The 23,458-nt window shown below is 69.5% G+C and carries 26 protein-coding genes; 18 read left to right on the forward strand and 8 right to left on the reverse strand.

Translation table 11 applies throughout. The features are described 5' to 3' along the window. Nucleotides 1-32: 32 nt before the first annotated feature. The 11 genes from DV707_RS19220 (at nucleotide 33) to eif1A (ending at nucleotide 8,965) form a co-directional block, all read left to right on the forward strand. The gene (locus tag DV707_RS19220) at nucleotides 33-161 is read left to right on the forward strand and encodes a hypothetical protein (protein WP_268806880.1); all 129 of its coding nucleotides are present in this window, start codon (nucleotides 33-35) and stop codon (nucleotides 159-161) included. Nucleotides 162-168: 7 nt separating this feature from the next. Then, the gene (locus tag DV707_RS15545; RefSeq protein ID WP_103992327.1) at nucleotides 169-1,146 is read left to right on the forward strand and encodes an NAD(P)/FAD-dependent oxidoreductase; all 978 of its coding nucleotides are present in this window, start codon (nucleotides 169-171) and stop codon (nucleotides 1,144-1,146) included. Continuing rightward, entirely contained in the window at nucleotides 1,147-2,277 is a 1,131-nt protein-coding gene (locus tag DV707_RS15550) for a FecCD family ABC transporter permease (RefSeq protein WP_103992328.1), read from the forward strand. It abuts the gene before it with no gap. Beyond that, the gene (locus tag DV707_RS15555; RefSeq protein ID WP_103992329.1) at nucleotides 2,277-3,200 is read left to right on the forward strand and encodes an ABC transporter ATP-binding protein; all 924 of its coding nucleotides are present in this window, start codon (nucleotides 2,277-2,279) and stop codon (nucleotides 3,198-3,200) included. Before DV707_RS15550 ends, DV707_RS15555 begins: the two co-directional genes overlap by 1 nt. A 301-nt stretch (nucleotides 3,201-3,501) precedes the next feature. Next, on the forward strand, nucleotides 3,502-4,719 hold the full coding sequence (locus DV707_RS15560) for an ABC transporter substrate-binding protein (protein ID WP_103992331.1): 1,218 nt from the start codon (nucleotides 3,502-3,504) through the stop codon (nucleotides 4,717-4,719). Nucleotides 4,720-4,721: 2 nt separating this feature from the next. Then, nucleotides 4,722-5,945: an ABC transporter substrate-binding protein gene (locus tag DV707_RS15565; RefSeq protein WP_103992332.1), complete on the forward strand. Its 1,224-nt coding sequence runs from the start codon at nucleotides 4,722-4,724 to the stop codon at nucleotides 5,943-5,945. A 3-nt stretch (nucleotides 5,946-5,948) separates the two neighbouring features. After that, nucleotides 5,949-6,686, forward strand: coding sequence for an NAD(P)/FAD-dependent oxidoreductase (locus DV707_RS15570; RefSeq protein ID WP_103992333.1), 738 nt, complete (start codon nucleotides 5,949-5,951; stop codon nucleotides 6,684-6,686). Nucleotides 6,687-6,715: 29 nt separating this feature from the next. After that, a complete protein-coding gene (locus DV707_RS15575; RefSeq protein ID WP_103992334.1) occupies nucleotides 6,716-7,633 on the forward strand; it encodes a DUF7551 domain-containing protein in 918 nt (305 codons plus the stop codon). Between the two features lies 1 nt (nucleotide 7,634). Then, entirely contained in the window at nucleotides 7,635-8,426 is a 792-nt protein-coding gene (locus tag DV707_RS15580) for a DUF7260 family protein (RefSeq protein WP_103992335.1), read from the forward strand. Nucleotides 8,427-8,429: 3 nt separating this feature from the next. Continuing rightward, nucleotides 8,430-8,585, forward strand: coding sequence for a hypothetical protein (locus DV707_RS18500; protein WP_160113943.1), 156 nt, complete (start codon nucleotides 8,430-8,432; stop codon nucleotides 8,583-8,585). Between the two features lie 95 nt (nucleotides 8,586-8,680). Then, complete coding sequence (eif1A, locus tag DV707_RS15585; protein ID WP_103992336.1) at nucleotides 8,681-8,965, forward strand: translation initiation factor eIF-1A; 285 nt, start codon at nucleotides 8,681-8,683, stop codon at nucleotides 8,963-8,965. A 10-nt stretch (nucleotides 8,966-8,975) separates the two neighbouring features. On the opposite strand, the gene DV707_RS15590 is transcribed toward eif1A, so the two are convergent. Both DV707_RS15590 and DV707_RS15595 read right to left on the reverse strand, forming a co-directional pair. Next, on the reverse strand, nucleotides 8,976-9,344 hold the full coding sequence (locus DV707_RS15590; RefSeq protein ID WP_103992337.1) for a DUF7475 family protein: 369 nt from the start codon (nucleotides 9,342-9,344) through the stop codon (nucleotides 8,976-8,978). 26 nt (nucleotides 9,345-9,370) lie between these two features. Continuing rightward, nucleotides 9,371-10,492, reverse strand: coding sequence for a glycosyltransferase (locus DV707_RS15595; RefSeq protein ID WP_103992338.1), 1,122 nt, complete (start codon nucleotides 10,490-10,492; stop codon nucleotides 9,371-9,373). 227 nt (nucleotides 10,493-10,719) lie between these two features. Between DV707_RS15595 and DV707_RS15600 the strand changes: the two genes are divergently transcribed. Continuing rightward, nucleotides 10,720-12,774 (forward strand): aldo/keto reductase, encoded by a 2,055-nt coding sequence (locus tag DV707_RS15600; protein ID WP_103992339.1) that lies wholly within the window; start codon nucleotides 10,720-10,722, stop codon nucleotides 12,772-12,774. Then, nucleotides 12,771-13,697 (forward strand): CDP-alcohol phosphatidyltransferase family protein, encoded by a 927-nt coding sequence (locus tag DV707_RS15605; protein ID WP_235010806.1) that lies wholly within the window; start codon nucleotides 12,771-12,773, stop codon nucleotides 13,695-13,697. Before DV707_RS15600 ends, DV707_RS15605 begins: the two co-directional genes overlap by 4 nt. Before the next feature lie 35 nt (nucleotides 13,698-13,732). On the opposite strand, the gene DV707_RS15610 is transcribed toward DV707_RS15605, so the two are convergent. Beyond that, entirely contained in the window at nucleotides 13,733-14,641 is a 909-nt protein-coding gene (locus tag DV707_RS15610; protein ID WP_103992340.1) for an AEC family transporter, read from the reverse strand. Between the two features lie 108 nt (nucleotides 14,642-14,749). Here DV707_RS15610 and DV707_RS15615 point away from each other — a divergent pair, with 108 nt between their 5' ends. The 3 genes from DV707_RS15615 to DV707_RS15625 all read left to right on the forward strand — a co-directional run bounded on the left by DV707_RS15615 (nucleotide 14,750) and on the right by DV707_RS15625 (nucleotide 17,243). Then, nucleotides 14,750-15,226: a hypothetical protein gene (locus DV707_RS15615; RefSeq protein WP_103992341.1), complete on the forward strand. Its 477-nt coding sequence runs from the start codon at nucleotides 14,750-14,752 to the stop codon at nucleotides 15,224-15,226. Further along, nucleotides 15,223-15,948, forward strand: coding sequence for a hypothetical protein (locus tag DV707_RS15620; protein WP_103992342.1), 726 nt, complete (start codon nucleotides 15,223-15,225; stop codon nucleotides 15,946-15,948). Before DV707_RS15615 ends, DV707_RS15620 begins: the two co-directional genes overlap by 4 nt. Before the next feature lie 74 nt (nucleotides 15,949-16,022). Then, complete coding sequence (locus tag DV707_RS15625) at nucleotides 16,023-17,243, forward strand: iron-containing alcohol dehydrogenase family protein (RefSeq protein WP_103992343.1); 1,221 nt, start codon at nucleotides 16,023-16,025, stop codon at nucleotides 17,241-17,243. Between the two features lie 111 nt (nucleotides 17,244-17,354). Here the strand turns inward: DV707_RS15625 and DV707_RS15630 are convergent, their stop codons facing one another. Next, nucleotides 17,355-17,930: a hypothetical protein gene (locus tag DV707_RS15630; protein WP_103992344.1), complete on the reverse strand. Its 576-nt coding sequence runs from the start codon at nucleotides 17,928-17,930 to the stop codon at nucleotides 17,355-17,357. 117 nt (nucleotides 17,931-18,047) lie between these two features. Between DV707_RS15630 and DV707_RS15635 the strand changes: the two genes are divergently transcribed. Continuing rightward, complete coding sequence (locus DV707_RS15635; RefSeq protein ID WP_103992345.1) at nucleotides 18,048-18,671, forward strand: molybdenum cofactor guanylyltransferase; 624 nt, start codon at nucleotides 18,048-18,050, stop codon at nucleotides 18,669-18,671. A gap of 205 nt (nucleotides 18,672-18,876) precedes the next feature. Here DV707_RS15635 and yqeC read toward each other — a convergent pair whose 3' ends face one another. The 3 genes from yqeC to epsC form a co-directional block, all read right to left on the reverse strand. Next, complete coding sequence (gene yqeC / locus DV707_RS15640) at nucleotides 18,877-19,635, reverse strand: selenium cofactor biosynthesis protein YqeC (RefSeq protein WP_103992346.1); 759 nt, start codon at nucleotides 19,633-19,635, stop codon at nucleotides 18,877-18,879. Nucleotides 19,636-19,762: 127 nt separating this feature from the next. Beyond that, on the reverse strand, nucleotides 19,763-20,134 hold the full coding sequence (locus tag DV707_RS15645; RefSeq protein ID WP_200820917.1) for a CBS domain-containing protein: 372 nt from the start codon (nucleotides 20,132-20,134) through the stop codon (nucleotides 19,763-19,765). Nucleotides 20,135-20,248: 114 nt separating this feature from the next. Continuing rightward, on the reverse strand, nucleotides 20,249-21,112 hold the full coding sequence (gene epsC / locus DV707_RS15650; RefSeq protein WP_103992347.1) for a serine O-acetyltransferase EpsC: 864 nt from the start codon (nucleotides 21,110-21,112) through the stop codon (nucleotides 20,249-20,251). A 262-nt stretch (nucleotides 21,113-21,374) separates the two neighbouring features. Between epsC and DV707_RS15655 the strand changes: the two genes are divergently transcribed. Next, nucleotides 21,375-21,950 carry a DUF1684 domain-containing protein gene (locus DV707_RS15655; protein WP_103992348.1) on the forward strand — a complete coding sequence of 192 codons (576 nt, stop codon included), beginning with the start codon at nucleotides 21,375-21,377 and terminating at the stop codon, nucleotides 21,948-21,950. Nucleotides 21,951-22,224: 274 nt separating this feature from the next. Here the strand turns inward: DV707_RS15655 and DV707_RS15660 are convergent, their stop codons facing one another. Next, nucleotides 22,225-23,253: a BGTF surface domain-containing protein gene (locus DV707_RS15660; protein WP_136361906.1), complete on the reverse strand. Its 1,029-nt coding sequence runs from the start codon at nucleotides 23,251-23,253 to the stop codon at nucleotides 22,225-22,227. Nucleotides 23,254-23,458: the final 205 nt, after the last annotated feature.

The following is a 23,458-nucleotide window of genomic DNA, read 5'->3' on the forward strand; positions in this document are numbered from 1 at the left end:
CCGTTTTGTATATTTAGGCGAGCCTAATTCGTATGACGGACGATTCCAACGCGAACGAGGCGCCGACGCGGCGCGGCTATCTGAAGTACGGCGGGGCATTCGGGGGCGCCGGACGCTCGCGGTCTGTACGGGCGACTCGGACGGCGGAGTCACCTGCGTGAGCCGACTATGACCGACACAGAACCCGACCCGACGCGCGAGCACACTCACGACGTGGTCATCGTCGGCGGCGGGCCGGCGGGCTGCTCGGCGGGCGTATTTTGCGCCCGCGGAGGCCTCGAAACGGTCGTCTTCGACCGCGGACGTTCGTCGATCCGGCGGTGTGCCCACCTCGAGAACTACCTCGGCTTCCCGGCGGGCATCGACGTCGAGACGTTCTACGACCTGATGCACGAGCACGCCGAGACCGCGGGCTGTGAGGTCCTCCCGGACCTCGTCGAATCAGTCGAACGCACCGACGACGAGGAGGGATTCCGCGTCACGCCACAGGAGGGTGAGCCCGTCACTGCCCGGCGAGTCGTCGCCGCCACGCGCTACGACGGCGAGTATATGCGCGGTCTCGACGACGACGCGGCGATGTTCGAAACCCGCGAACGCGACGGCGAGGAACGCGAACGCTTCGACAGCGAGTACGCCGGCCACGACGGGAGGACGCCGGTGGAGGGGCTGTACGTCGCTTCGCCGTCGGATGAAGCCGACACGCAGGCGATTATGGTCGCCGGCCGGGGCGCGCGAGTCGCCCACCGCGTCGTCGCCGACGCCCGGATCGACGACGGCTGGTGGGAGGACGTCGCCGACGGCGTGGACTGGGTGCGGCGCGAGGCCGAACTCGACGACGAGTGGGCCGACCGCGACAGGTGGGTCGAGTGGTTCGACGACTACTACGGCGGCGACGCGCCGGTCGATCCGGACTCCGACCGATTCCGGCGAATCCGCGCAGCGGCTGTCGACGACTCGCTGTCGTCGTACGTCTCGCCCGAGACGATCGACGAGCGGGCCGCGGCCGGACAGGAAGCGCTTGCCGCACACCTCGACGTCGACCGGATCGTCGCCGCCGTAGACGCCGAGACACTGCTCGACCACGTCGAAGACGAGTTGATCCGCGAACGCGCCCGCGAACTCGACACCGTGGAGGCGAGCGAATAAATGGCGACTGGCACGTCCTCCGATACCGAGCCGACCGGCCGGCGCGAGCAGTGGTTCGGCTGGTTCGACGGATCGCTGTTCACCCTCTGTGTCGGCAGCCTCGCCGTCATCGTCGGCGGCGGGCTCGTCCAGGTGAGCTTCGGCGCGTTCTCGATGAGCATCATCGAGGCGTGGCAGGCCGTCTTCAACCCGGAAGTCGTTTTCAACGCCCGGGCGTGGGAAGCGTGGCTCCTCGGCGGGGAAGTCCCCGAGATGAACAAGCGGAGTCTCATCGTCTGGAACATCCGCCTGCCGCGGGTGTTCGTCGGGATGCTCGTCGGGATGAACCTCGCCGTCTCGGGGTCGATCTTCCAGGCGGTCACCCGGAACGAGCTCGCCAGTCCGTTCATCCTCGGCGTCTCCTCGGGCGCGGGATTGATGATCCTGCTGACGCTCGTCGTGCTCTCGGGGCTGTCGGCGTTCCTGCCGATCATCGCCTCCGTCGGTGGTGCCATCGCGTTCCTGATCGTCTACGCCATCGCGTGGAAGAACGGGACCTCGCCCGTCCGGCTGGTGCTGGCAGGCGTCATCGTCGGGACGGTCTTCAGCAGCCTGCAGACGGCGCTTTTCTTTTTCGCCGACGACATCGGCGTCGTGCAGTCCGCCATCGCGTGGACCACCGGCTCGCTGACCGGCACGGACTGGGAACAGGTCCGGATGGCGCTGCCGTGGACCGCCGTGGCGATGCTTCTCGCCCTCGTCGGTTCCCGACAGCTGAACGTCCTGCTGCTCGGCGAACGGACGGCCAGTTCGCTCGGGATGGACGTCGAGAAGGTCCGATTCGCTCTCTCGGGCGTCGCGGTGCTCGCGGCGGCCGCGAGCATCGCCGTCGCCGGTATCGTCGGCTTCGTCGGGCTCATCGTCCCGCACGTGGTCCGCAACATCGTCGGCAGCGACTACAAGAAACTCGTCGTCGGCTGCGTGTTCGCCGGCCCGGCGCTGATGGTCGTCGCCGACGTTGGCGCGCGCCTCGGTATGACCGTGATCGCCGGCTCGGACGCCCAGATCCCGGTCGGCATCGTCACCGGACTCGTCGGCGGCCCGTACTTCCTCTATCTGATGCGCAAGCAGGAACGGATGGGTGAGATCTGATGTCGGAGCAAACGACCGATCCACGGACGAACGGCGGGAGCCCGCAGCGCGCAGACGACGGGCGTCCAGCCGGCGAAACCGACGGGGCCCTCGACGGCGAGGACCTCGTCCTCTCGTACCCCGGCAGCGACGGGCCGGTCGTCGACGGTGAGTCGATCACGGCCACCTCCGGCGCGGTGACGGCGCTGGTCGGGCCGAACGGCTCGGGCAAGAGTACGCTCTTGAAGGGGCTCGCCGACCAGCTGGAACCCGACGCCGGCTCGGTACTCGTCGACGGCCGGGCGATCCAGTCGTTCGATAAGAAGGAACTCGCCCGAAAGATGGGGCTGCTCTCTCAGGAGAGCACCTCGCCCGACAGCATCACCGTCGAGGACCTCGTCTACCACGGCCGCTACCCGCATCGCGGGTTCTTCGAGAGTACGACCGAGGAAGACGAGCGGGCCGTCGACCGCGCAGTCGAGCTGGCCGGCTGTGGCCACCTGCGCGACCGGGAAGTCGGCAGCCTCAGCGGCGGGCAGAAACAGCTCGCGTGGATCGCGATGGTGCTCGCGCAGGACACCGACGTTCTCCTCTTAGACGAGCCGACGACGTTCCTCGATCTGCACCACCAGCTGGAGGTGATGGAGATCGTCGAGACCCTGCGCGAGGAGAGCGACATCACGGTGGTCGTCGTCCTGCACGACATCCAGCAGGCGGCGCGGCTCGCCGACGAGATGGTCGCGCTCAAGGACGGCGCGATCCAGGCCCGTGGCACGCCCGAGGACGTCGTCACCGAGGAGTTGCTCGCGGAGGTGTTCGAGATCGACGCCGAGGTGGAGTTGACGCCACGCGGCCCGCGGATCGAGCCGATCCGCCCCCGTCACGACGACGACTGCCAGCGGCCGACCGACCGCGTCGCCCGCGCCGACGGCGGGGACGGCTGATGGCCTCTTTATCGCCCCTTCGAGGGAGCACGATCTCCGCGTCGGCGCGCGGGGCGTGAAGCTCTCGGATGAACGGCGTCAGCGCATCGCCATCGCTCGTCCCGTGTTGCAGGATTCCGAGATACTGCTGCTCGACGGGGTGGTCGAGTGTGGCAGTTACGAGGAGCCACTGGCCGCGGACGGGTTCTACGCGAGCCTCTGGGTGGCCAGGCCGCCGAAATCGAGTCGCTCTCGAACGAACCCCGATTTTGACGGCTCTGGAAACCGGAACGGTTATTTATTTTTAGGCTAGCCTAAAAATATGGCGGGCGATTCCAGCGACCACGAGGCACCGACGCGGCGCGACTATCTGAAGTACGGCGGGGCAGTCGTCGGCGGGGGACTGCTCGCCGGGTGTACCGGGAGTTCGGACGGGAGTTCGACGCCCGAAGGCACCCCGACAGGGACGGGGGCGGCAAACGAGACGAAGACGGAGACCGCGACCGGGGACACCAGTTACTCGGTGACGATGGCACCGATGGGCGAGGTCGAGTTCGAGTCCGTCCCCGAGGAGTGGATGGCGTATTTCAGCACGTACGGCGATATAGGCGTCGCGCTCGGCCAACTCGACGGCCTCCGGGGGCTGATATTCACCGAGAACTGGCCGCTCGCGTTCTTCGAGCACCTCCCGGACGTCGAGGTCTCCTTCGAGGACGTCGCCCAGCTTATGGGCGACGGCGGGATCGACAAGGAGTCGTTCTACGAACTGGACGCCGACGTGCACCTGATGGACCCGAATTTCATCAGTCTCCTCGACGACAACTGGGGGGAGGACGATTACGAGGAGATCGCGACCAACGTCGGACCCGTCATCGGCAACTCCATCCGTCGCCGCGGCGAGGACTGGCACGACTACTCCTACTACTCGCTGTATGAGGCCTTCGGGCGGATCGCCGACGTCTTCGACGAACGCGAGCGATACGAGGCGCTCAAAGCGGTTCACGACGGCCTGATCTCGGACGTACGGTCGAACCTCCCCGATGAGGAGGACCGGCCGACCGTCGGGCTCCTGTCGATCAACTCGGACTTCGAGAACGGCTCGTTCTACGCGTACCCCGTCAACGACGGAAACGGCCACAAACAGTACAGGGACGTCGAAATGCGCGGAGCGTTCGACGACGCCATCGAGGGCGGCTACGCTCGGTGGGACTACGAGCAGATACTCGACGTCGACCCCGACGCGCTGCTGTTCCAGTACGGTTTCTCGCACGTCTCGACCGAGGAGTTCGAGCGGCGAATGGACGCTATGCGTTCGGACCCGGTCGGCCAGCAGCTGACCGCGGTTCGGAACGACCGCCTCTACCGCGGTGGGACGTCGTATCAGGGGCCCCTGATCAACCTCTTCCAGACGGAGGCGGCCGCCAAGCAGTTCTACCCGGACGCCTTCGGGGAGTGGAACGGGATCGAGACGCTGTCGAACCCGGACGACCGCCTGTTCGACTACCAGCGCGTCTCTGACATCGTCACCGGAGATTTCTAAATATGCACGGAAAAGACACCGACGAGACGGACGGACCGACGCGACGTGACTATATGAAGTACGGCGGCGCGGTCATCGGCGGGACGCTACTCGCCGGCTGTACCGGCGACGCCGGTCCCGAGTCGACGCCCACTACCGACGAAACTGCGAGCGACACCCCGTCACGCACGGGGACCGCCACCGAGGACGACTCGTACTCGGTGACGATGTCACCGGTCGGAACGGTCACGTTCGAGTCACCACCGGAGACGGTGTTCACGCGGCTCACCCACCACGCGGATATGGCGTTCGCGCTCGGCCGCGGCGACGGCGTCACCGCGATGCACGCCCCGGACTACTACCACGGGCTGTGGAACCAGTACGTCGAACGGCTCCCAGGCGTCTCGCTCGACTGGACGGGCCTGTACTCCTCGTGGAAGCCAGAGAAGGAGAAGCTGTACGAACTCGACAGCGACGTCCACCTCGCCGACCCCGCGTGGATCACCCAACAGGAGAGCTGGGACCGGGCCGACATCAAGGAGGTCGCCGAGAACGTTTCCCCGTGGTTCGGGAACTCGCTCAGCGACATTCACCGCGAACCGACCGGCGAGTGGGCCGACGACTACGAGTACTACGGCCTGTGGGAGCAGTTCGCACTCGTCGCCGATATGTTCCGCGAGCGGGACCGTTACGAGGCACTCGCCGCCGAGCACGAGTCGCTCCTCTCGACGATCGAAGCCGGCCTCCCACCCGAGTCCGACCGACCGACCGCGGTTATGATCGCCGCCGCCGACATCGAGGAGATCTACACCTACACGATGAACACGCCGGGGTTCCTGACGTCGCACACTCGCCCGCTCGGCCCGCGAGACGCCTTCGAGGGAGGCGTCGAGAGCAACTCCGTCGTCGACTTCGAGACCCTCCTAGAGGCAGACCCCGACGTCATCCTCCACCTCGGCGGGATGGAACCGAACACGGACATCGCCAGACGCCGAACCGCGTTCGAAGAGGACCCGGTCGCCTCGGAGATCTCGGCCGTGAAGAACGACCGCGTCTACGCGCAGGGCGCTCGGTACCAGGGCCCGATCCTGAACCTGTTCCAGCTGGAGATGACCGCCAAGCAACTGTACCCCGACGTCTTCGGCGAGTGGCCGACCTACGAGGCGGGACCGTACCCGGAAATCCCCGAGAACGAACGGCTGTTCGACCGCCGGCGCGTCGCGGACGTCATCGACGGAGACCTCTGACCGATGCGCACGACCGGCCGATCGGAAGTCGTCGTCGTCGGCGGCGGCGTCGCCGGCCTCTCGGCGGCCGTCTTCACGGCTCGCCACGGGCTGGACACGCTCGTCCTTGATTCGGACGAGTCGATCCTCCGGCGGAACGCGCACCTCGAAAACTTTCCCGGCTTCCCCGCTGGCGTCAACGCCCGTCAGCTGCTCGACCTGCTGGAAGAGCAGGCGGCCGAAGCGGGCTGCGAGCAGGTGACCGCGACCGTCGCGACCGTCGCGGAGGCCGAGGACGAGTTCGCCGTCGAGACCGACGCCGGCGACCGATACCGCACGGAGTACGTCGTCGCGGCGACGAAGAACGCGGTCGGCTATCTAGAGGACGTCGACGGCGTCGGCGTCATCGACCGCGGGAAGGCGTACGTCGACACCGACGAGCGCGGGCGCACCGGCGTCGACGGGCTGTACGCCGCCGGCCGGCTCGCCGAAAAGCCTCATCAAGCGGCCGTCTGTGCCGGCCACGGCGCCGAGGTCGGCGTGACGATCCTCGAAGACGACGACCGGCCGTTCTACCACGACTGGACCGCGCCGGAGGGCTACTTCACCGACCGCGGGCGCGAGGTCCCTCCCGGCTGTGAGGAGATCGACGAGGCCGAACGCGCGGACCGCGAAGCGCGGTCGCTCGACGCGATGGCCGAGCGCTTCGCCGAACCCCACCCGGACGAACAGGTCACCCACCCCAGTCTCGGGGAGGAGTAGCCCCCTCGGAGAGTGCAGCCGAGTCCAGTATGGTCGGCCCCACGCTCATCGACGTCAGGGAACGCATCGAAGGCCTTGCGACCGAAGACGGCCAGTACTACGTCGTCTGTGGTCGTACGGGCGATCGGCCGGTGCCCGCGGCGGGCCATCGGTTCCCGGATCGAGCGACCGCGCGAGCCGCCGCCCGCGCCACCGAGCAGTACCGCTCGGCGCTGCGACGCTACGACCCGCAGGTCCCCTACCACGACCTGATCGTCTGTGAGGAGACGGTTCGAGATCCGACGGTGGCCCACCCGCGGAAGCCGGAGGCCGACACACCCCAACGCCGGATCCCTGACCCCGTCGCAACCGACGAGACGACGGCGGATCGGCGCGACCTGGTCGAGTTCTGTCACCGTGTGGCGGGGGCCGTCTTCGAGACGCTCTCCGAAGCGGGCTACGACGGCGTCGAAACCGCCGTTATGGACGCGTACTTCGAACTCGCAGAGACCGTCGGCGACACCGACAGGCTCTGTTTGTGCCTGCTCGAGAGTATGGCCAGCGAACTCGACGATCGCCTGTCCCCCGGAAGTCAGGCCGAACTCCTCGCCGACGCCGCGGCTCGGTTGGATTCGCCCACCGACGACGACAGTCCCCTCGATGCGACGCTTGCCGCGCTCGAACAGCGCGGAGTCATCGAGAGCTACACGCGCTCGCCGTACTCGGTCGGCCTCGACGGCGGCGCAGGAGCCGTCGTGGCGGAGATCTCGGGGTACGCGCTCTCCGCACGGGACGGCCGACTCCCCGTGCTGCCGCTGCTCCTCGAACTCTGCCGGCACCGCACCGAGCGGCCGCCACGGTCCGTTCGGGCGGCCGCCATCGACGGGGGGTGGCAATTCACGTTCGTCCTCGCGGACGCGAGAGACCAGAACGGACTCGTGAGGGCACCGATCGACGGGGAGGCGTGAAATGCCCGTCGACACCTACACCGAGCAGGCGCGAACGCGCGTTCGAGCCGAACGGGAGGCCGTCGACGAGAAACTGGACGCCTACGAGGCGTTCATCCGCCGGGTACGGGACCTACAGACCGAGCAGACACCCTCGTCGGTCGCTGGCCTCACGACGACCGCCGGGGCTGCGCACCGCTCCGCCGACGCGTCCGGTACTGATCGCTGCCGGACTGTGCGAACGGCCTTCGACGAGACGGTTCGGCCCCACAGCGTCGCAGACATCGACGAAACCGAATCCCTGCTCGATACGATCCGCGAGGAGTTCCGAGACGCGCTCGCCGTGGCGCTCGCGCCGACGACGGAGGCCTCGTTCACCCTCGAGCTCAAACGGACGGTTCTCACCGAAGCGCGGTCCCGGCGGTCAGAGGCTGCGGCGGTACAGAAGGCGCTCGGTCGCGAAGAATCACAGCTCGACGATGCGGCTGGGGTAGTCGACGACGTCACCGACTGGATCGCCGACGCGAACGAGACGCCGTTGACCGATCTCGGCTTCGACGCGCTGAAGCGGCGACACCGGAGGCTTGCCGATCATCGCGATCGCTGTGAGGACGTGGTCCGCGACCGGCAGGCGTTCCTCGGGAGGACGACGAACAACGGTGTCGACGCCGGCGTTCGCCACCGGGGGCTCGTGCCGTACCTGTATCAGACGTTCCCGGTCGACCATCCAGTGCTGGCGACGGTCGCCACGCTCGATGCGACCTGTCGAGCGTGTCAACGAAGCGTGCGAGACTCCCTGGTCCGGAGGGCGTAATCGATGAGCGATGGACCTCGTCGACGACGAACGAACGCGTGGGCGTGGGCGTACCTCGCGCTCTTCGGGGCCGGCGAGGAGGCCGACACCGAGGCGGACTCGACCGGGGCGGGTTGCGATACGACACGCGAACTCTCCGAGGGGCCCGAGACGAAATGAGCGGCGCAGACCGGCACCGACGACTGCGTGCCTGACTACGCGGTGCCTCGCTCGGGGAACCGGCCATTTATGAGCCCTGCCGACCTACTCCGGTTGTGACTGAAGAATCAGGGCGTCGGAACCTACGGATGCCCCACGGTGACGAGCTGTTCGCTGTTGTGACGGAACACAACGGCGGCAACCACGTACGCGTTCGCTGCGCAGACGGCAAGAATCGGATGGGCCGGATCCCCGGCCGGATGAAGTACCGAACCTGGATCAACGAGGGCGACGTCGTCCTCGTCGAGCCGTGGGACTGGCAGGACGAGAAGGCGAACATCGAGTGGCGCTACTCCGAGCAGGACGCCGAGCAGCTGCGCGAAGAAGGCCACATCGAGTAGTTCTCATCCGTCACGCCGACTGCCGATACAGCGCGATCAGGACGGCGATCAAGAGCACCTGAACGATTTTGTCCGCGATCCCGGGTGGCCCGAAGTCGGGGGCGTTGACGACGTACCAGACGACGATCTGTCCGGCCGTGAACGGAATTCCGAGCAGATACATCAGCCGTCGGCGGTAGTCCACCAGCACGGCGGCGACCCCGCCGAAGAACCCCACGGCGGCCACGAGGAAGGCGATTCCGAGCGGATCCGGCGCGAAGCTCACCCCGAGCCACAGGTGGATGACGCCGGTTATCGCCGACAACGCGACTCCGGCCCAGTGGAGGCCGGTCAGCGTCTCCGTTCGGAGACCGATCCCGTCTGAGGTCTGGGTTGCCATACGATGACAATCGCCGTATATCGTCTTTAATGTAGGGTCCGGGCGACGGCCCGGCGGATCGCCTCGCGAAACCGCGCGCTGCTGAACCGTTCCGACGACAGATCGGGGGGCTCGGCCTCGTCGATCGCCGCGGCCAGCAGGTCGACGGCCTCATCGACCGACTCGAACAGTCGATCGTCGCGCCGGTCGAGGATCTCGCGTTGTCCGCCGCCGTCCGGAGCGAACGCGATCATTCCGGCGGCGACGTACTCCGCGACGGACATCCCGAAGTGTTCCTCGCGCTTCAGGTTCAGTCCGTACCTGTGCGTCCGGAGCAGCGCCTCGATCCGCGACCGCGGAACGTCGCGTTCGACGGTGACGTACGACCGCTCGGCGGCGGCCGCCTCGACGCGTTCGACGTACTGCCGGTACGCTCTCGGCGCCGCGCCGACTACGTGGAGGTGCACGTCGTACCCCCGCTCGCGGACGCCGTCGACCACCCGAACGGCGTCGAGCGTCCGCTTGTCGGGCGCGATCCGCCCCACGACGACGATTCCCTCCTCCCGCTCGTCCCAGCGTTCTCGCCCGTCGATCGGATCGACCGGCGGGTGGAGCACCGCCGGTGTGACCCCGTAGATCTCTCCGACGACACCGGCCGTCCACGCCGAGTTCGCGAGTACCGTGACCCGATCGCTTTGGAGCGTCGCCCGCTTCGGACCGCCCAGTCGACTCCAGAGACGGTTCAACGGTCCCGACGAACCGTCGGCGAGCCGTCGCGTGTGAAACTGCGGGTAGTGGACGTACTGGACCGACGGGATCGAGAACGCGAACTCGTTGGCGGTGCTCACCGCGAGGTCGAACGCGTCCGCGTCGCGTTCGAAGATGCGGTGGATCAGGACGCTCCGCAGCGGCAACTGCGGCCCGAGCATCGGCGCGACCGACGAGAGCGCCCGCGCTGCGGTGACCGCCCCGGCCGGCGTTCGGACGGTCAGCGCCTCGGCGTCGAGGTCGATGTCGAACCGCCCGGCGAGGGCTCGTGGCGCCGTCTCAGAGAGCGTGTACAGCGTGACGTCGTGTGCCTCTTGAAGCGCCGCACAGGTGGTGAGACAGACGATGTCGGCGCCGCCCTGGAAGTCGAGCGTGTTGTGGACGACGGCGACCCGTGCCATACCCGACGGTCAGAGCGCCTCGTCATTATAGTAGCGTTTGCCCGTCCTCACGGCGATGTTTGTCCGTCACATTCCAGTGGCGTCTGTCCGTCAGTACAGTGGCGCAGCCGACCACACGCGATCGCGTGACCGACTCGGCGAGGACCCGCAAACGCTACTCGCCTCGGTCGGCCTCGGAGCCCCGTCCTGCCAGCGCGTTTTTGACCCCCGCGGGCGAACCGCCACCGATGAAGTGCGCGTTCGTCGGCGCGGGCGCCGTCGCCGGAAAGTACGCCTCGGGGTTCGGAGACTCGCCTCTCGAACTGGCGGCCGTCTGCGACCTCGACGCCGACCGCGCAGAGCGCCTGGCGGCGGCCCACGGCGCGACGCCGTACGCGGACCTCGACGACCTGCTCGCCGCGGAGTCCGTACCGCTGATCGTGAACCTCGCGAGCCACGCCGCCCACGCCGACGTCACGAGGACCTGTCTCGAAGCGGACCGCCACGTCTTCGGGGAGAAGCCGCTGGCGCTCGACGCCGACCGCGCGCTCGGTCTCGTCGAGACCGCCGACCGCCGCGGCCTTGCGCTCGGCTGTGCGCCGATCAACCACCGCTGTGACGCGCAGCGGCACGCCCGCTCGCTCCTCGGCGACGGCCGCCTCGGGCCGATCCGGCTGGGTTACGCCCACGCCCACGTCGGTCGTGTGACGGAGTGGCACGACCGCCCCGACTCGTTCCTCGACGTCGGGCCCCTCTACGACGGCGCGGTGTACCCGCTTTCGCTTCTGGTCTCCTGGTTCGGCCCCGCGGAGGCGATCAGGAGCGCGGACGCGCTCGACGTCTGGCCCGACCGGGAGGCGCAGACGCCCGAGCGGCCCCCGCACGTCGAGGCGACGATCCAGTTCGCGTCGGGGCCGGTCGTCCGCCTCACCGCGAGCCTCTACGCGCCCCACCGGTCGCGGGAGTTCAACAGCCTCGAACTCCACGGCGACGACGGGTCCCTGTACCTCGCCGACAGCGGCGCGCTCGCGGCCGAGCGCGACGCGGTCTCCGTCGGCGGCGCGGGGCGACCGTACGTCTCGGCGCCGCACCCGCAGCCCCGCCGGGAGCGGCGGTATCTCGGCGGTCCGGAGCGACTCGCCGACGCGGTCCGGGACGGCCGCGCTCCGACCCGCGGCGCCCGCCGCGCCGCGCACGTCGTCGCCGTCTGCAACGCCATCGAGCGCGCTGCGTCGGAAGGCTCGCGCGTTCGGCTTCCGGAGGCGGCGTCGGAAGGGGTCGACCCGGACGCCCCCCGACCGCCGCCGATCCGTCCCCCTCCGCGGGGCGCGACCACTCGACACGACCCCGAAACCGATGCGGATTCGACCGCTCGACGCGATCCGGACCGCGGTGCGGGTTCGACCGCTCCTCTCGTCCGCGACGCCGCGATACGCCTGCCGCCGGTCGGGTTCGGCTGCTCGCGGTACCGCGACGGCGAGTACGTCGACCGGATCGACGCTATCGCGACGGCGCTGGACGCCGGCTACCGCCTGTTCGACTCGGCCGAACTGTACGGCAACGAGACGCGGATCGGGGAATTGCTCGACTCGCCGGGGTCGCCCGACAGGGAGGGGCTCTTTCTCGTCGGCAAGGTCTGGAACACCAACCACGAGCACGTCGCGGAGGCGTGTCGCGGCAGCCTGGCGGAACTCGGGATCGACGCCTTCGATTCGTATCTGCTGCACTGGCCCGAGGCGTGGGCCTACCAGGGGCCGCTCTCGGACCTGGCGTCGAAGCCCGTGGCCGAGCAGGAGGCGCTGACGTTTCCCACCGACTCGGAGGGTGACCCCGAGACCGTCGACGTCTCCCTCGAAGCGACCTGGCGGCGGCTCGAACGGCTCCACGACCGGGGGTTCACCCGGACGCTCGGCGTCTGCAACGTCTCGCTCCCGCAACTCGAACGGATCGTCGAGGTCGCGCGCGTGCCCCCGGCGATCGTCCAGGTCGAGTCGCACCCGTACCGGCCCCGGTCGGAACTGGTCGAGTGGTGTCACGCGCGCGGGATCCGGGTCGTCGCGCACTCGCCGCTGTCGGCGCCGGGACTGCTCGACGAGCCGGTTCTCCGCGACGTCGCCGAGGAGCACGGCGTCGCGCCGGCCACCGTCGCCCTGGCGTTCCACGTCGACCGCGGCGTCGTCCCCATCCCCGCCAGCAACGACTCCGACCACGTCGTGGCGAACCTCGCGGCCGCGCGCGTCCGGCTGACCGACGACGACCGCGAGCGCCTCGCGACGCTCGAAGACGCGGAGTTCGAGCGGTGACGGTGGTCCGTGCGGTCCCCTCGACCCTCCGGCGCGAGTGGGCCGCCGTGGCAACGACCGTTTCGATCCTCCTGCTCGGCGGCGCGGCGCTGCTCCCGGTCGCAGTCGCCGGCACCGACTCCGTCCTCGGCCCCGGCGCGTCGGCGGTGTCTGCAGTGGGCCTCCGGTGGCTGCTGCCCGCCGCGACGGTCGCGGCCTTCGAGTTGTGGTTCTGCCTCCGGTACCTCGGCGCGAACCGTCCGGAGAACGACGACGGGGAGAGAGTCGATGCCGACGGAGGCGCGGCGGCGGACGATGCCGGCGGCGGGGACGTCTTGGACGCCGTCGACGACGGGCGCGCGGTGGACCGCGCTGACAGCCAGACAGCGGTCTACGAATCGCTCGGCGCGCCGAACCTCGTGACGCTGACCCGGGGGGCGCTCTTCGCCGCGCTGGCCGGGTTCGGCGCGCTCGCGCCCCGCCCCGGAATCGCGTGGTTACCCGCCGTTCTCTACGGGACGGGGTGTGTGCTGGACGCCGTCGACGGCTTCCTGGCGCGACGGACCGACCGCCGGACCGTCCTCGGGGCGAAACTGGACCTCGCGTTCGATACGACCGGGTTCCTCGTCGCGCCGATCGTCGCGGTGCTCTGGGGGCAGCTCCCCGTCTGGTACCTGTCGCTGTCGGCGGCGCGGTACCTGTTCAAACTCGGCCGCGGGCTGCGTCGCCGTCGCGGCAAGCCCGTTTACGACATACCGGACAGCGTCGTCCGCCGGCCGCTCGCGGGCGTCCAGATGGCGTTCATCACGGCCGCGCTCTCGCCGCTGCTCTCGCCGCTGGCGACCCGTCCGCTCGCCGTGATCGTGCTCGCGCCCTCCCTCGCCGTCTTCGCTCGCGATTACGCCGTCGTTGCGGGCTGGTACGGCGAGACAGAACGCGCATAATCCGTGACCGCGGTCGATCGGGCCCGACTCTGTTCTCAGCCGACCGCTCGAATGAGCACGAGCAGCGTCCCGACCGACGCGAGCGTGGTGAGGAACACGTTCAGCGAGGCGAACTCCTCGTCGCCGCCGAGTTCGTTCGCGAACACGTACGTCGACACCGCCGTCGGCATCCCGAGCATCACGATGACGGCCGTGAAGGTCGCGGCGCCGACCGAGAGTACCGAGAAGGTCGCCCACGCGAGCGCCGGCATGACCGCGATCTTCGTCGCGACCACCGCGCCGGTCGCGCCGACGTCGACGTTCGGAAGATCGATCTGGAGCGATGCGCCGACGCACAGCAGCGCGATCGGCAGCGCCAGCGCTCCGAGGACGTCGAGGCCGGCGGTGAGCGGTCCGGGCACCGACAGGCCGAGCGAACCGACGGTCAGCCCGAGGACGAGCGTCGCGAGCACGGGGTTTCGGGCGAGTCGGCGCAGTTCCTCCCGGATCGACGCCTCCGCCTCGTTGATCGCCGTGAGGACGACGATCGTGAGCGGGACCTGCGTCAGCGAGACCACGCCGAGGACGACGCTCGCGATCGCGGTCACGTGGTCGTCGAACGTTGCCGCCACGAGCGGGAGCCCGAGATATCCCAGGTTCGAGTGGTACGACTGGATGATCGCGACGCTCTGTCTCCCGCGGCGCTCCTGTCTCCGGTGGAGCAGCCACGCGATGGCCGCCGTCGCGAAGAGCACCGACAGCAACCCGACGAACAGGTCGGCCGTGAGCAGTTCGCCGACGGCCTGGTCGTACGTCGAGACGAAGATGAGCGCCGGGAGCGCGACGTAGTACGCGAGCGCGTTGAGCCGCTGGGTCCTGGCCTCGTCGAGCACGCCCGAGAACCGGAGGCCGGCCCCCACGAAGAGGAGCGCGAGCAGTCCGAGGAGTCGGCCGAGGACCTCCATGGGTGCTCCGAGTCGACATGGCGACTTACGTCGTTCGACTCGCCGTCGTGCGCTCCGCCGCTTTCGTTCCGTGTGATGATTTATTTAGGACCGTTCCGAAGGCCGCCTGTGTCCGAACGAGCCCACGACCTGATCGACGACCACGACGTCGATCCGGAACTGATCGAGGCGCTGCTGTGGCGGTACGGGGCGGACGTCGAGACCCCCGATCCGGAGTCGCTCGACGGGGCCCGCGAACGGGTGTACGAGTTCATCCGGGAGAACGGACCGTCGCTCCGCACGGCTGCCGATCACTTCTACCGGTTCGAGGACCACCCCGACTACGGGTCCAGACCGGACGCGCCGGCGACGGAGCCGGACTTCGAGATCGCGCTCGATCGACTCGTCGAAGCGGGGCTGATCGCCCGCACCGACGACGACCTCCCGCGGTACTCGGCGTCGTTTCACGACGTCCTCGTCGACGCCGGACCCTCGTTCACCGCCGACGAGATCGACGCGCTCTGTGAGGACACCGGGATGGACAAGCGGGCGGTCTACCACTGCGTGCTCGGGTCGCTCGAACTCGACTTGGACCTCGGCCGATGACGGGCGAGGAGCCGACACCGTCGGCCGGCCCGGCGTCGCTCCCCGCCGACCCGGGCGAACGGCGAGCGCTCGCGGAGCGACTGCTCGATCGGGCGGACGAAACGCCGGATTCGATCTCCCGCGAGGAGATGAAGACCGTCGTCTCGCTCCTGGCCACCGACGACGGAGACGACCGTGTCGCCGCCGCGGAGACGCTCCAGCACCTCCACGACCGCCCGGAGCTGTTCGCGCCGTTCGTCGACGAGGTGCTCGCCGCCGTCGGTCCGTACCCCGACGACGTCGACGGGATCCCGGGGCCGGTCGAGTGGATGGGGTCTGCCGCGATCAGAACGCTCGTCTACGCCGCCGACTCGCTGGCGCGCGTCGCCCAGGACCGGCCGGACGCCTTCGTCCCGTACGCCGAGGCGTTGGCCGAGCGGCTCCGGAGCGAGGAGAACCACCCTCGCTCGCTCCTGTTCGTCCTCGGATACGCGGAGGCGGCCGACCCCGGAACGGTCCCGAGAGACTGGCTGAAATCCGAACTGTGCGACCTGCTGGACCGCGGTCGCGGCAACGGTTTCCCCTCGTGGGCCGCCGATACGCTCGGCGCGCTCGGCGATCCAGACGTCCTGCCGGCGCTCCGCGAGTCCCACCCCGGCGAAGACGGCGACGATCCGACACGGAGGGCGTTCGACGACGCGATCGAGACGCTCGAAGCGGTCGACGGCGACGGACCGGCGTAGCGACGGCCGGACGCGTCGGCCGGCGCCCCGCCGGCCGGGGTAGACCTTTCCCCTGTCGCGTCCTGCCCCCGAGTATGACACCGACCCAGGGCTTCACGTTCGACTTCCACCCCGGAACGATCGTCGTCGGCGCCGGCTGCGTCGGCCGGCTCGGCGACGGACTCGACCGACGCGGGCTGGAGCGCGCGGTGCTCGTGAGCGGCCGGACCGTGGGAACGACGGCGGCGGTCGTCGATCCGATCCGGGAGGGGCTTGGCGACCGACTCGTCGCGGAGTTCCCGGAGACGACGCCGGCGAAGACGCTCGGCACCGCGCTCGCGGGTCTCCGACTGGCCCGCGACCGCGACGTCGACGCGGTCGTCGCCGTCGGCGGCGGGAGCACGCTCGACACGGCGAAGGTCCTCGCCGCGCTCTCCTCGCACGCCGACGGGGAGGCGGTCGCCGAGCGCGCCCTCGACACCGGCGCGCTGTCCGTCGCCGACGGGGGAGACCCGCTCCCGATCGTCGCCGTGCCGACGACGCTCGCCGGGGCGGACCTCTCTGACATCGCGGGCGTGACGCTCACACTCGACCGCGACGCCTTGGTCGAGGAGGCCCACGAGAGCGGGGGCGTCGGCGACCCCCGACTGATGCCCGAGGCGCTGTACTACGATCCGGACCTATACCGGACGACGCCCGCGTCGGTGCTGGCCGCGTCGGCGATGAACGGCTTCGACAAGGGGATCGAGATGCTGTACTCGCCGCACGCGACGCCGATCACCGACGGCACCGCCGCGCGGGGGCTGCGTCTCCTCCAGTCGGGACTCGGGACGATCCGCGAGGAGCCGATGGACGCCGAGCGACTCGGCGACGTCCTGGCCGGCGTCGTGAACGTCCAGTACGGCCTCGCCGGGGCCGATGGATACCGCGCCTCGATCATCCACGCGTTCGGCCACGGCTTCTCGCACGGCTCCGACGTCCACCAGGGCACGATCCACGGCGTCCTCGCCCCGTACGTGCTGCGCTACGTCTTCGACTCCGTCGACGGCAGGCGCGACCTGCTCGCGGAGGCGCTCGGCGTCGACGCCGCGAACCGACCGCCCGACGCCGTCGCGGCGGGCGTCATCGACGCCGTCGCGGCCGTCCGCGACGACCTCGGTCTTCCGAACCGACTCCGCGACGTCGAGGGGGTCGAACAGGCGCGGTTCCCCGAGATCGCGGCGGCCGTGGCCGACGACGACCTGCTCTCTGTCGCGCCCGAGGGCGTCGATCCCTCGGTCGAGGAGATCGTCGGGATCCTCGAACGGGCGTGGTGAACGGTCACAGGCGAGGGCGACGATCGGGCGTGGCGAACTGTCGAGGGCGAGGGGAACGACCGGACGTGGCGAACGGTCGCAGGCGACGGCCGTGGCGTTCGATGCGTCGGATCAGATCTCCGCCTCGCGGAGCGCCTCCGCCAGCCGCGAGCCGTCCGGGACGGCGTCTTCGAACGCCGCGGATCCGATCTCGACCCCGCCGTTGACCGAGAGGAAGCCCAGTCCCCCGCCCGCGGCGTCGTCGAGGTTGGCGAGGAACGCGACCTTCCGGGTCGCGGGGACGCCGTCGATCGTCAGCCCCTCGTCGATCGAGCCGTACAGCCGTCGGTGCTCGTGGACGTGCTCCACGCAGCGTGCCGTGGGTGCGAAGAGCAGGAGGAGGTACAGGCCCGGACCCTCCCGCCCGAGTCGCTTCCGGAGGTCGTGGGCGTCGTCCTCGTAGAAGTACCGCTCCATCCGTCGGTACTGTCTGAGGATCTCGTTGGCCCCGCCGGCCATCCGGACGGCCGGGTCCGCCTTCAGTTCGACGAGGTACTCGACCCGCTCGGGCGGGTCCGTCCGGACGTAGAGGTCGACGGACCCCCGGTTGCCGTAGTGGTCGTAGGGCTCTTCGAGGCCGATCTCGGGGTCGTCGAACGCCGCCTCGAAGTGCTCGACCGCGGCCGTCGCCAGTTCGTCCTCCCGCATCGGTTCGAGTGACTGCTCGGCGGGATATATGTGCTCCGCTCCGCGCGGTCGCTCTGCACCCCCCGGACCCTGGCCGTCCCTCGCCACGTTCTTGGTCCCCGTTCCCCTAGGCGGGGTATGCGCGCAGCACTCGTCCTCGCCGGCGGGCGCTCGACCCGCTTCGGCGACCGCGACAAGGCCGTCGCGGACCTCGACGGCACGCCGATGATCCGCCGCGTCGTCGACCGCCTCGCGCCCGTCGTCGACGAGGTGGTACTCAACTGCCGAGCGGACCAGGTCGACGCCGTCGCCGACGCGTTCTCCGACGCCCCGTTCGACCCGGCGTTCGCGGTCGATCGCGACCCCGACGCGGGCCCGATGGCGGGCATCGCCCGCGGACTGGAGGCCGTCGCCGCCGAGTACACCGTCGTCGTCGCCTGCGACATGCCGTTCGTCGACCCCGACGTCGTCGAGTACCTCTTCGAGCGCGCGGCGGGCGCCGACGCCGCGGTCCCCCGCCCCGACGAGTGGTACCAGACGACGCAGGCGGTCTACCGGACCGACGCGATGGCGGCGGCCTGTCGGCGGGCGCTCGACCGGGGGGACGACCGCATCGTCGCGCCGCTCGACGACCTCGAGGAGGTCGTCGTCGACGCCGACGAGATCCGATCGGTCGGCTCGCTGGACACCTTCGAGAACGTCAACACGCCGGAGGAGTTCGAGGCCGCGGTCGAGCGGATTCGGACGGCGAACCGCGAGTAGGCCGGAACGGTCAGACGTCGACGACGGGGTTCTGCATCGCTCCGACGACGTCGACGACGGGGTTCTGCATCGCTCCGACGACGTCGACGACGGGTTTCTGAATCGCTCAGACGACGTCGACGACGGGTTTCTGAATCGCTCAGACGACGTCGACGACGGGTTTCTGAATCGCTCAGACGACGTCGACGACGGGTTTCTGAATCGCTCAGACGACGTCGACGACGGGATCGTCCGCGCGCATCTCCGCGAGGACGACCCGCGGGACGTCCGCGCGCTCGTGGATCTCGCCTGCGACCTCCCGGGCCGTCGCTTCGAGGTCGGCGTCGTCGACCATGTTGAGCAACGGGATCGGCGTCGCGTCCCGGGGGACGTCCTTGAGACCGCCGCGGTCGCTCGCGAGCACCTCGGCGACGTCCGCCGCTCCGATCGTTTCGCCGGGCTCCAGCCCCGTGAGTTTCGACACCTCGTCGACCCGGTGCACGAGCGACTCCGAGAGCGGTTCGCCGACCACGTGGACGCTCGCGATCGACACCACCGTGTCCGCTGTTCTGGGGAGCCGCGGCTCCCACTTGTCGGGCGCTTTGAAGCGCCGCATCCGGGCGCCGTCGGCCTTCACGAGGACGGGCACGTCCAACTCGCCGAGCGCGTCGACGACGTCCGGCTCGTACCCCCGATACCGATCCTCGCGCTCCCGCTCGGGGACGAGACCGAGCGGCCACCCGCCGGCCGCCGTTCCGTCCGGCCGGGTCGCGGGGGCCGCCAGTCGCTCGCGGGCTATGTCGACCGGCTCGTCGGTGACGACGACTCCGTCCACCCACTCGTCGAAGATCGGAATCCGAACCGTCGCGGTGACGATCGCCCGATCGAGCCGCGTGGCGAGCGCTTCGAGGGTCGTCTTCTTGCCGCCGGCACCGACCACGCAGGTCGTCCCGGCGTCGGCGTTCAGCGCAGCAACGAGATCCATAGACGTCGAAGGCGGCCCGGGCAGTTGAATCGTGCGCTTCCGACGGCGCCGGGGTCGCCACGAGAGCGCCTCCGTCCCGGTCGCCGGGACTCGATCGGGTTCGTCCCGTGGCCAGCCGAACTCCCACTCAGGTGTGCTGTGCGGTGATGTCGGTCGAGGAGACCATCCCGACGAGGTCGTCGTCGACGACCGGCAGGTGACTGATCCCGAAGTTCTCCATCATCGCGGCCGCCTCGGTGAGTCGGAGGTCCGGCGGCACCGTCTCGACCGATTCGGTCATCACGTCGGCGACCGTCACCGCCGCCGGGTCGCGCTCGGCGGCGACCGCGTCGAGCACGTCCGTGCTGGTGACGATCGCGAGTTCGGTCGTCGGGACGAGCAGGGCGCTGACGTTCTCCTCGCGCATCCGCGCCGCCGCCTCCACGAGCGTCGCCTTGGGGCTGATCGTCACGAGCGGCGTCGACATCACGTCTCGCACCAGCGTCTGCGTGGTTGACATACCCCGACCGACGCGGTCGAGGGGCTTCGGCTTTTCGTCATCGCTGTCGCCGTCGTCCGCGGGCCGACGGTCGTTTTCCCGCCCTCGTGACGCTCCCGGTTTTCGCGACGCCGCTCAATCGTACCGCTTGCGCTCCTGCGTCGGGTGGTCCTTGATGAACACCTTCGTGTGGTCGTCGACGTCCTCCGTGATCCAGGAGTTCGCGCCGATGCTCACGTGGTCGCCGACGGTCACCGCTCCGAGCACTTTGGTGCCGGCGCCGATGACGACGTGATCGCCGATGTCGGGGTGGCGCTTGTACCCCTTCTTCAGCGCGTGCTCGTCGCCCTCCTCCTCCTCGAAGTGGAGCGCGCCGAGCGTCACGTCCTGGTACAGCCGCACCCACTCGCCGACGGTCGCCGTCTCGCCGATGACGACGCTCGTCCCGTGGTCGATGAAGAAGTGCTCGCCGATCTCCGCGCCCGGGTGGATGTCGATGCCGGTCTGGGTCTTCGCGTACTCGGTGAGCTCCCGCGCGTACTCGGCTGCATCGAGGCCGTAGAGCACGTGCGCGACGCGCTGGACCGCGATCGCCAGGAACCCCGGGTACGACCGGATGATCTCCATGTACGTCTTCGCCGCCGGATCGCCCTTATACGCGGCCTCGACGTCGAGCTTGAGGAGCTCGCGGATTCGGGGCAGGCTGTCGAGCACCGCGGCCACCGTCTCGTCCGGTCGGCTGTCCGTGTACGGGCAGATGCCGGCCTTGAACAGGCTCCCGAGCTCGTCGAGGCGATCCAGCACCGCCAGTTCGTCGCGGACGAGTTCCGGCGCGTTCCAGCACGTCGGGAAGAACAGCTCCTGGAGGATCGCGACCTCCTCGCGGCGGTGATCCCGATCCGGGAAGCACGCCGTCACGCTCGTCGGAAACGGGTCGGAGTCCTCCTGATACGAGGCGAACAGTCGTTCGTGGGCGTCGCCGGCGTATCGATAGTCCATACGTCGCGTTTGCGCCAACCCCGTATTAGAGTAGCGTTTGCAGGGATTCTCTCGCCCTCTCGTCGACGTGAAGCGACGCTCCGCCGACGGTGGCGGGACGCGAGACCTCTCGGCACCCGTCGTTCCGGCGGACGGCGTTCGCCGATACCGGCGCGCACGCCCGTGCGGTCGAGGCCGACGACCGCACAAGTGTTATTGTTCAGTGCACACAATATCGACTCGTCTGGACGACTGACCGCGTCGGTCCACCGGATCCCAACCCATGAGCACACACGACGACGGCGACTGGCAGACGGCGATCGAACGGAACCGCGAACGGAAGGAACGGTACTTCCGCGAGAACCAGCGCTCGCCGATCCCGCCCGACCTGCGGGGCGAGGCCTTCCCCGGCCTCGCGTACTACGACGTCGATCCGGACTACCGGTTCGAACTCGAACTCCACCGGTACGACGACCCCGAGACGGTCACCGTCGAGACGACGGCCGACGGCGAACAGACGTACCGTCGCGTGGGCCAGTTCCGGTTCGAGGTCGACGGTACCGAGGTCACCCTGGACGCGTTCGAGCCGACCGACGGGAGCGATCGGCTGTGGGTCCCGTTCCGCGACGCGACCAGCGGCGACGAGACGTACGGCGCCGGGCGATACATCGACCTCGAACCCGCCGAGGACCGCCGCGAGGACGGGACCTGGATCCTCGATCTCAACCGCGCGTACAACCCGACCTGCGCGTACAACCCCGCGTACGAGTGTCCGCTCGTCCCGGCGTCGAACTGGCTGGACGTCCCCGTCGAGGCCGGCGAACGCGACTTCCCGGTCGATGTCCACGACCCCGAGTAACTGATCCGACCCGGTCCGAGCATCCGGAGACGACGTACGTTTATATACGAACGGGCGGCCAGCGGGGGTGTGACGTGACACCTGCTCCGCGTCGGGCCGCGGTTGCTCGGCACGCCGGCGCGGATCCACCGGGGAAAATGCCGGTCCACGGGAACCCGCAGCCGACGACGGTGGCGAGGACGTCGTCGCGAGCGAACCGGGAACCGACATCGACCCCACGTGTGCCGACTGTTCGCCACTGCGACGCCGATCGATCCCTCACGTCCGAGGGGCGTCACCCCCTGAGGAGCACCGCCGCCAGGACCGCGCCGCCGACGAGGAAGGCGCCGCTGACGACGCCGCTGACCGCGAGCGGTCCGAGACCGAGGCCGTTCGTCCCGGTCTCGCCTCCGCCGGCCGTCGCCGGTTCCGCCGTCCCCGTCGCCGTCCGGGTCGTCGCCGTCTGCACCACGAGGCTGCCGACGTCGTCCGGTTCGCCCGTCCGCTCGCTGCCCGCGTACAGCGAGACGTCGTAGTCTGCGGGATCCAACATCGAGTCGAGCGACGTCTCCGACTCGACCCGGACGCTGTCGCCGCCGGAGGTGCTCAGCGTCCCGTCGCCGCGACCGGCCAGGGCGGTGTCGACGTAGAGGACGGCCCCGCCGTCGCCGTCGTCGTCGCTGACGACGGCTTCGAGTTCGTAGTTCGACTCGCTCTCGTTTCCGAGGACGACGACCGCCTCGTCGGTCTCCCCGTTCGCGCCCTGCCCGTCGAACGACACCGGGATCGCCGCCACGCCGCCGGCGTCGACGAGGAAGACGTTCTCGCCGAACGCGACCGGCGCGGACGGGCTCGCGGTCCGCGTCTGCGTCCGCGTCTGTTCGGGGATCGGCGTCGGCGTACCGCTGGGCGTCGCCTCCGCACAGCCCCCGCCGCAGGCGACGATCTCACCCTCGACGTTCGCCTCGGCGGAGCCGTTCTCGAACCGCGCCGTCAGGTCGAACGTGTCACCGGCCCGCTGTCTCTCGAAGTCGAACGCCACGGCCCAGGTCCCGTTCTCGGTCACGACGCCGGTCGCCGTCTTGAGGAACGCCGGTTCGGTGTCGCCCGAAGAGCGGACGCGGACGAGGATCTCGGTCCCGACCGGCGCGTCGGCCGTCCCGTTCACGACCTGTGCGGTCCCGTTCGCGACCGTCACGCGGTCCCCGTCGTGGTCGACGCTCACGCTCGGATCAGCCGCGACGGGAGCCGCCAGCGCCGCCGGTGCGAGCGCGGACGCCACGACGACGAGCGCCAGCACCGCGCCGCGGTGACGGCTACGCATCTCGCCCCTCCGATCGCAGATTCGCCCGCCGTCGCCCGGAACCGACGCTGCCGTTCGTCTCCGGCGCGTGCAGTACGGACACGTGTGGTTCTGCCGGCACGTATAGTCCTGCCTGCACGTGAGCTATTGCCGGTACGGGTGCGGCTGTCTGCGTTTGCGTCGCCGTCGGTGCGTGAACCGTCGTCGGTGCGTGCCTGGAGGGCAT

The organism is Halobellus limi (genome assembly GCF_004799685.1).
GTDB lineage: Archaea > Halobacteriota > Halobacteria > Halobacteriales > Haloferacaceae > Haloquadratum > Haloquadratum limi.

Excerpts from the sequence above, each read along its gene's own strand:
- DV707_RS19220 (WP_268806880.1), top strand. The coding sequence starts at position 33 with ATGACGGACGATTCCAACGCGAACGAGGCGCCGACGCGGCGCGGCTAT.
- DV707_RS15545 (WP_103992327.1), top strand. The coding sequence starts at position 169 with ATGACCGACACAGAACCCGACCCGACGCGCGAGCACACTCACGACGTG.
- DV707_RS15550 (WP_103992328.1), top strand. The coding sequence starts at position 1,147 with ATGGCGACTGGCACGTCCTCCGATACCGAGCCGACCGGCCGGCGCGAG.
- DV707_RS15555 (WP_103992329.1), top strand. The coding sequence starts at position 2,277 with ATGTCGGAGCAAACGACCGATCCACGGACGAACGGCGGGAGCCCGCAG.
- DV707_RS15560 (WP_103992331.1), top strand. The coding sequence starts at position 3,502 with ATGGCGGGCGATTCCAGCGACCACGAGGCACCGACGCGGCGCGACTAT.
- DV707_RS15565 (WP_103992332.1), top strand. The coding sequence starts at position 4,722 with ATGCACGGAAAAGACACCGACGAGACGGACGGACCGACGCGACGTGAC.
- DV707_RS15570 (WP_103992333.1), top strand. The coding sequence starts at position 5,949 with ATGCGCACGACCGGCCGATCGGAAGTCGTCGTCGTCGGCGGCGGCGTC.
- DV707_RS15575 (WP_103992334.1), top strand. The coding sequence starts at position 6,716 with ATGGTCGGCCCCACGCTCATCGACGTCAGGGAACGCATCGAAGGCCTT.
- DV707_RS15580 (WP_103992335.1), top strand. The coding sequence starts at position 7,635 with ATGCCCGTCGACACCTACACCGAGCAGGCGCGAACGCGCGTTCGAGCC.
- DV707_RS18500 (WP_160113943.1), top strand. The coding sequence starts at position 8,430 with ATGAGCGATGGACCTCGTCGACGACGAACGAACGCGTGGGCGTGGGCG.
- DV707_RS15590 (WP_103992337.1), bottom strand. The coding sequence starts at position 9,344 with ATGGCAACCCAGACCTCAGACGGGATCGGTCTCCGAACGGAGACGCTG.
- DV707_RS15595 (WP_103992338.1), bottom strand. The coding sequence starts at position 10,492 with ATGGCACGGGTCGCCGTCGTCCACAACACGCTCGACTTCCAGGGCGGC.
- DV707_RS15600 (WP_103992339.1), top strand. The coding sequence starts at position 10,720 with ATGAAGTGCGCGTTCGTCGGCGCGGGCGCCGTCGCCGGAAAGTACGCC.
- DV707_RS15610 (WP_103992340.1), bottom strand. The coding sequence starts at position 14,641 with ATGGAGGTCCTCGGCCGACTCCTCGGACTGCTCGCGCTCCTCTTCGTG.
- DV707_RS15620 (WP_103992342.1), top strand. The coding sequence starts at position 15,223 with ATGACGGGCGAGGAGCCGACACCGTCGGCCGGCCCGGCGTCGCTCCCC.
- DV707_RS15625 (WP_103992343.1), top strand. The coding sequence starts at position 16,023 with ATGACACCGACCCAGGGCTTCACGTTCGACTTCCACCCCGGAACGATC.
- DV707_RS15630 (WP_103992344.1), bottom strand. The coding sequence starts at position 17,930 with ATGCGGGAGGACGAACTGGCGACGGCCGCGGTCGAGCACTTCGAGGCG.
- DV707_RS15635 (WP_103992345.1), top strand. The coding sequence starts at position 18,048 with ATGCGCGCAGCACTCGTCCTCGCCGGCGGGCGCTCGACCCGCTTCGGC.
- yqeC (WP_103992346.1), bottom strand. The coding sequence starts at position 19,635 with ATGGATCTCGTTGCTGCGCTGAACGCCGACGCCGGGACGACCTGCGTG.
- DV707_RS15645 (WP_200820917.1), bottom strand. The coding sequence starts at position 20,134 with ATGTCAACCACGCAGACGCTGGTGCGAGACGTGATGTCGACGCCGCTC.
- epsC (WP_103992347.1), bottom strand. The coding sequence starts at position 21,112 with ATGGACTATCGATACGCCGGCGACGCCCACGAACGACTGTTCGCCTCG.
- DV707_RS15655 (WP_103992348.1), top strand. The coding sequence starts at position 21,375 with ATGAGCACACACGACGACGGCGACTGGCAGACGGCGATCGAACGGAAC.
- DV707_RS15660 (WP_136361906.1), bottom strand. The coding sequence starts at position 23,253 with ATGCGTAGCCGTCACCGCGGCGCGGTGCTGGCGCTCGTCGTCGTGGCG.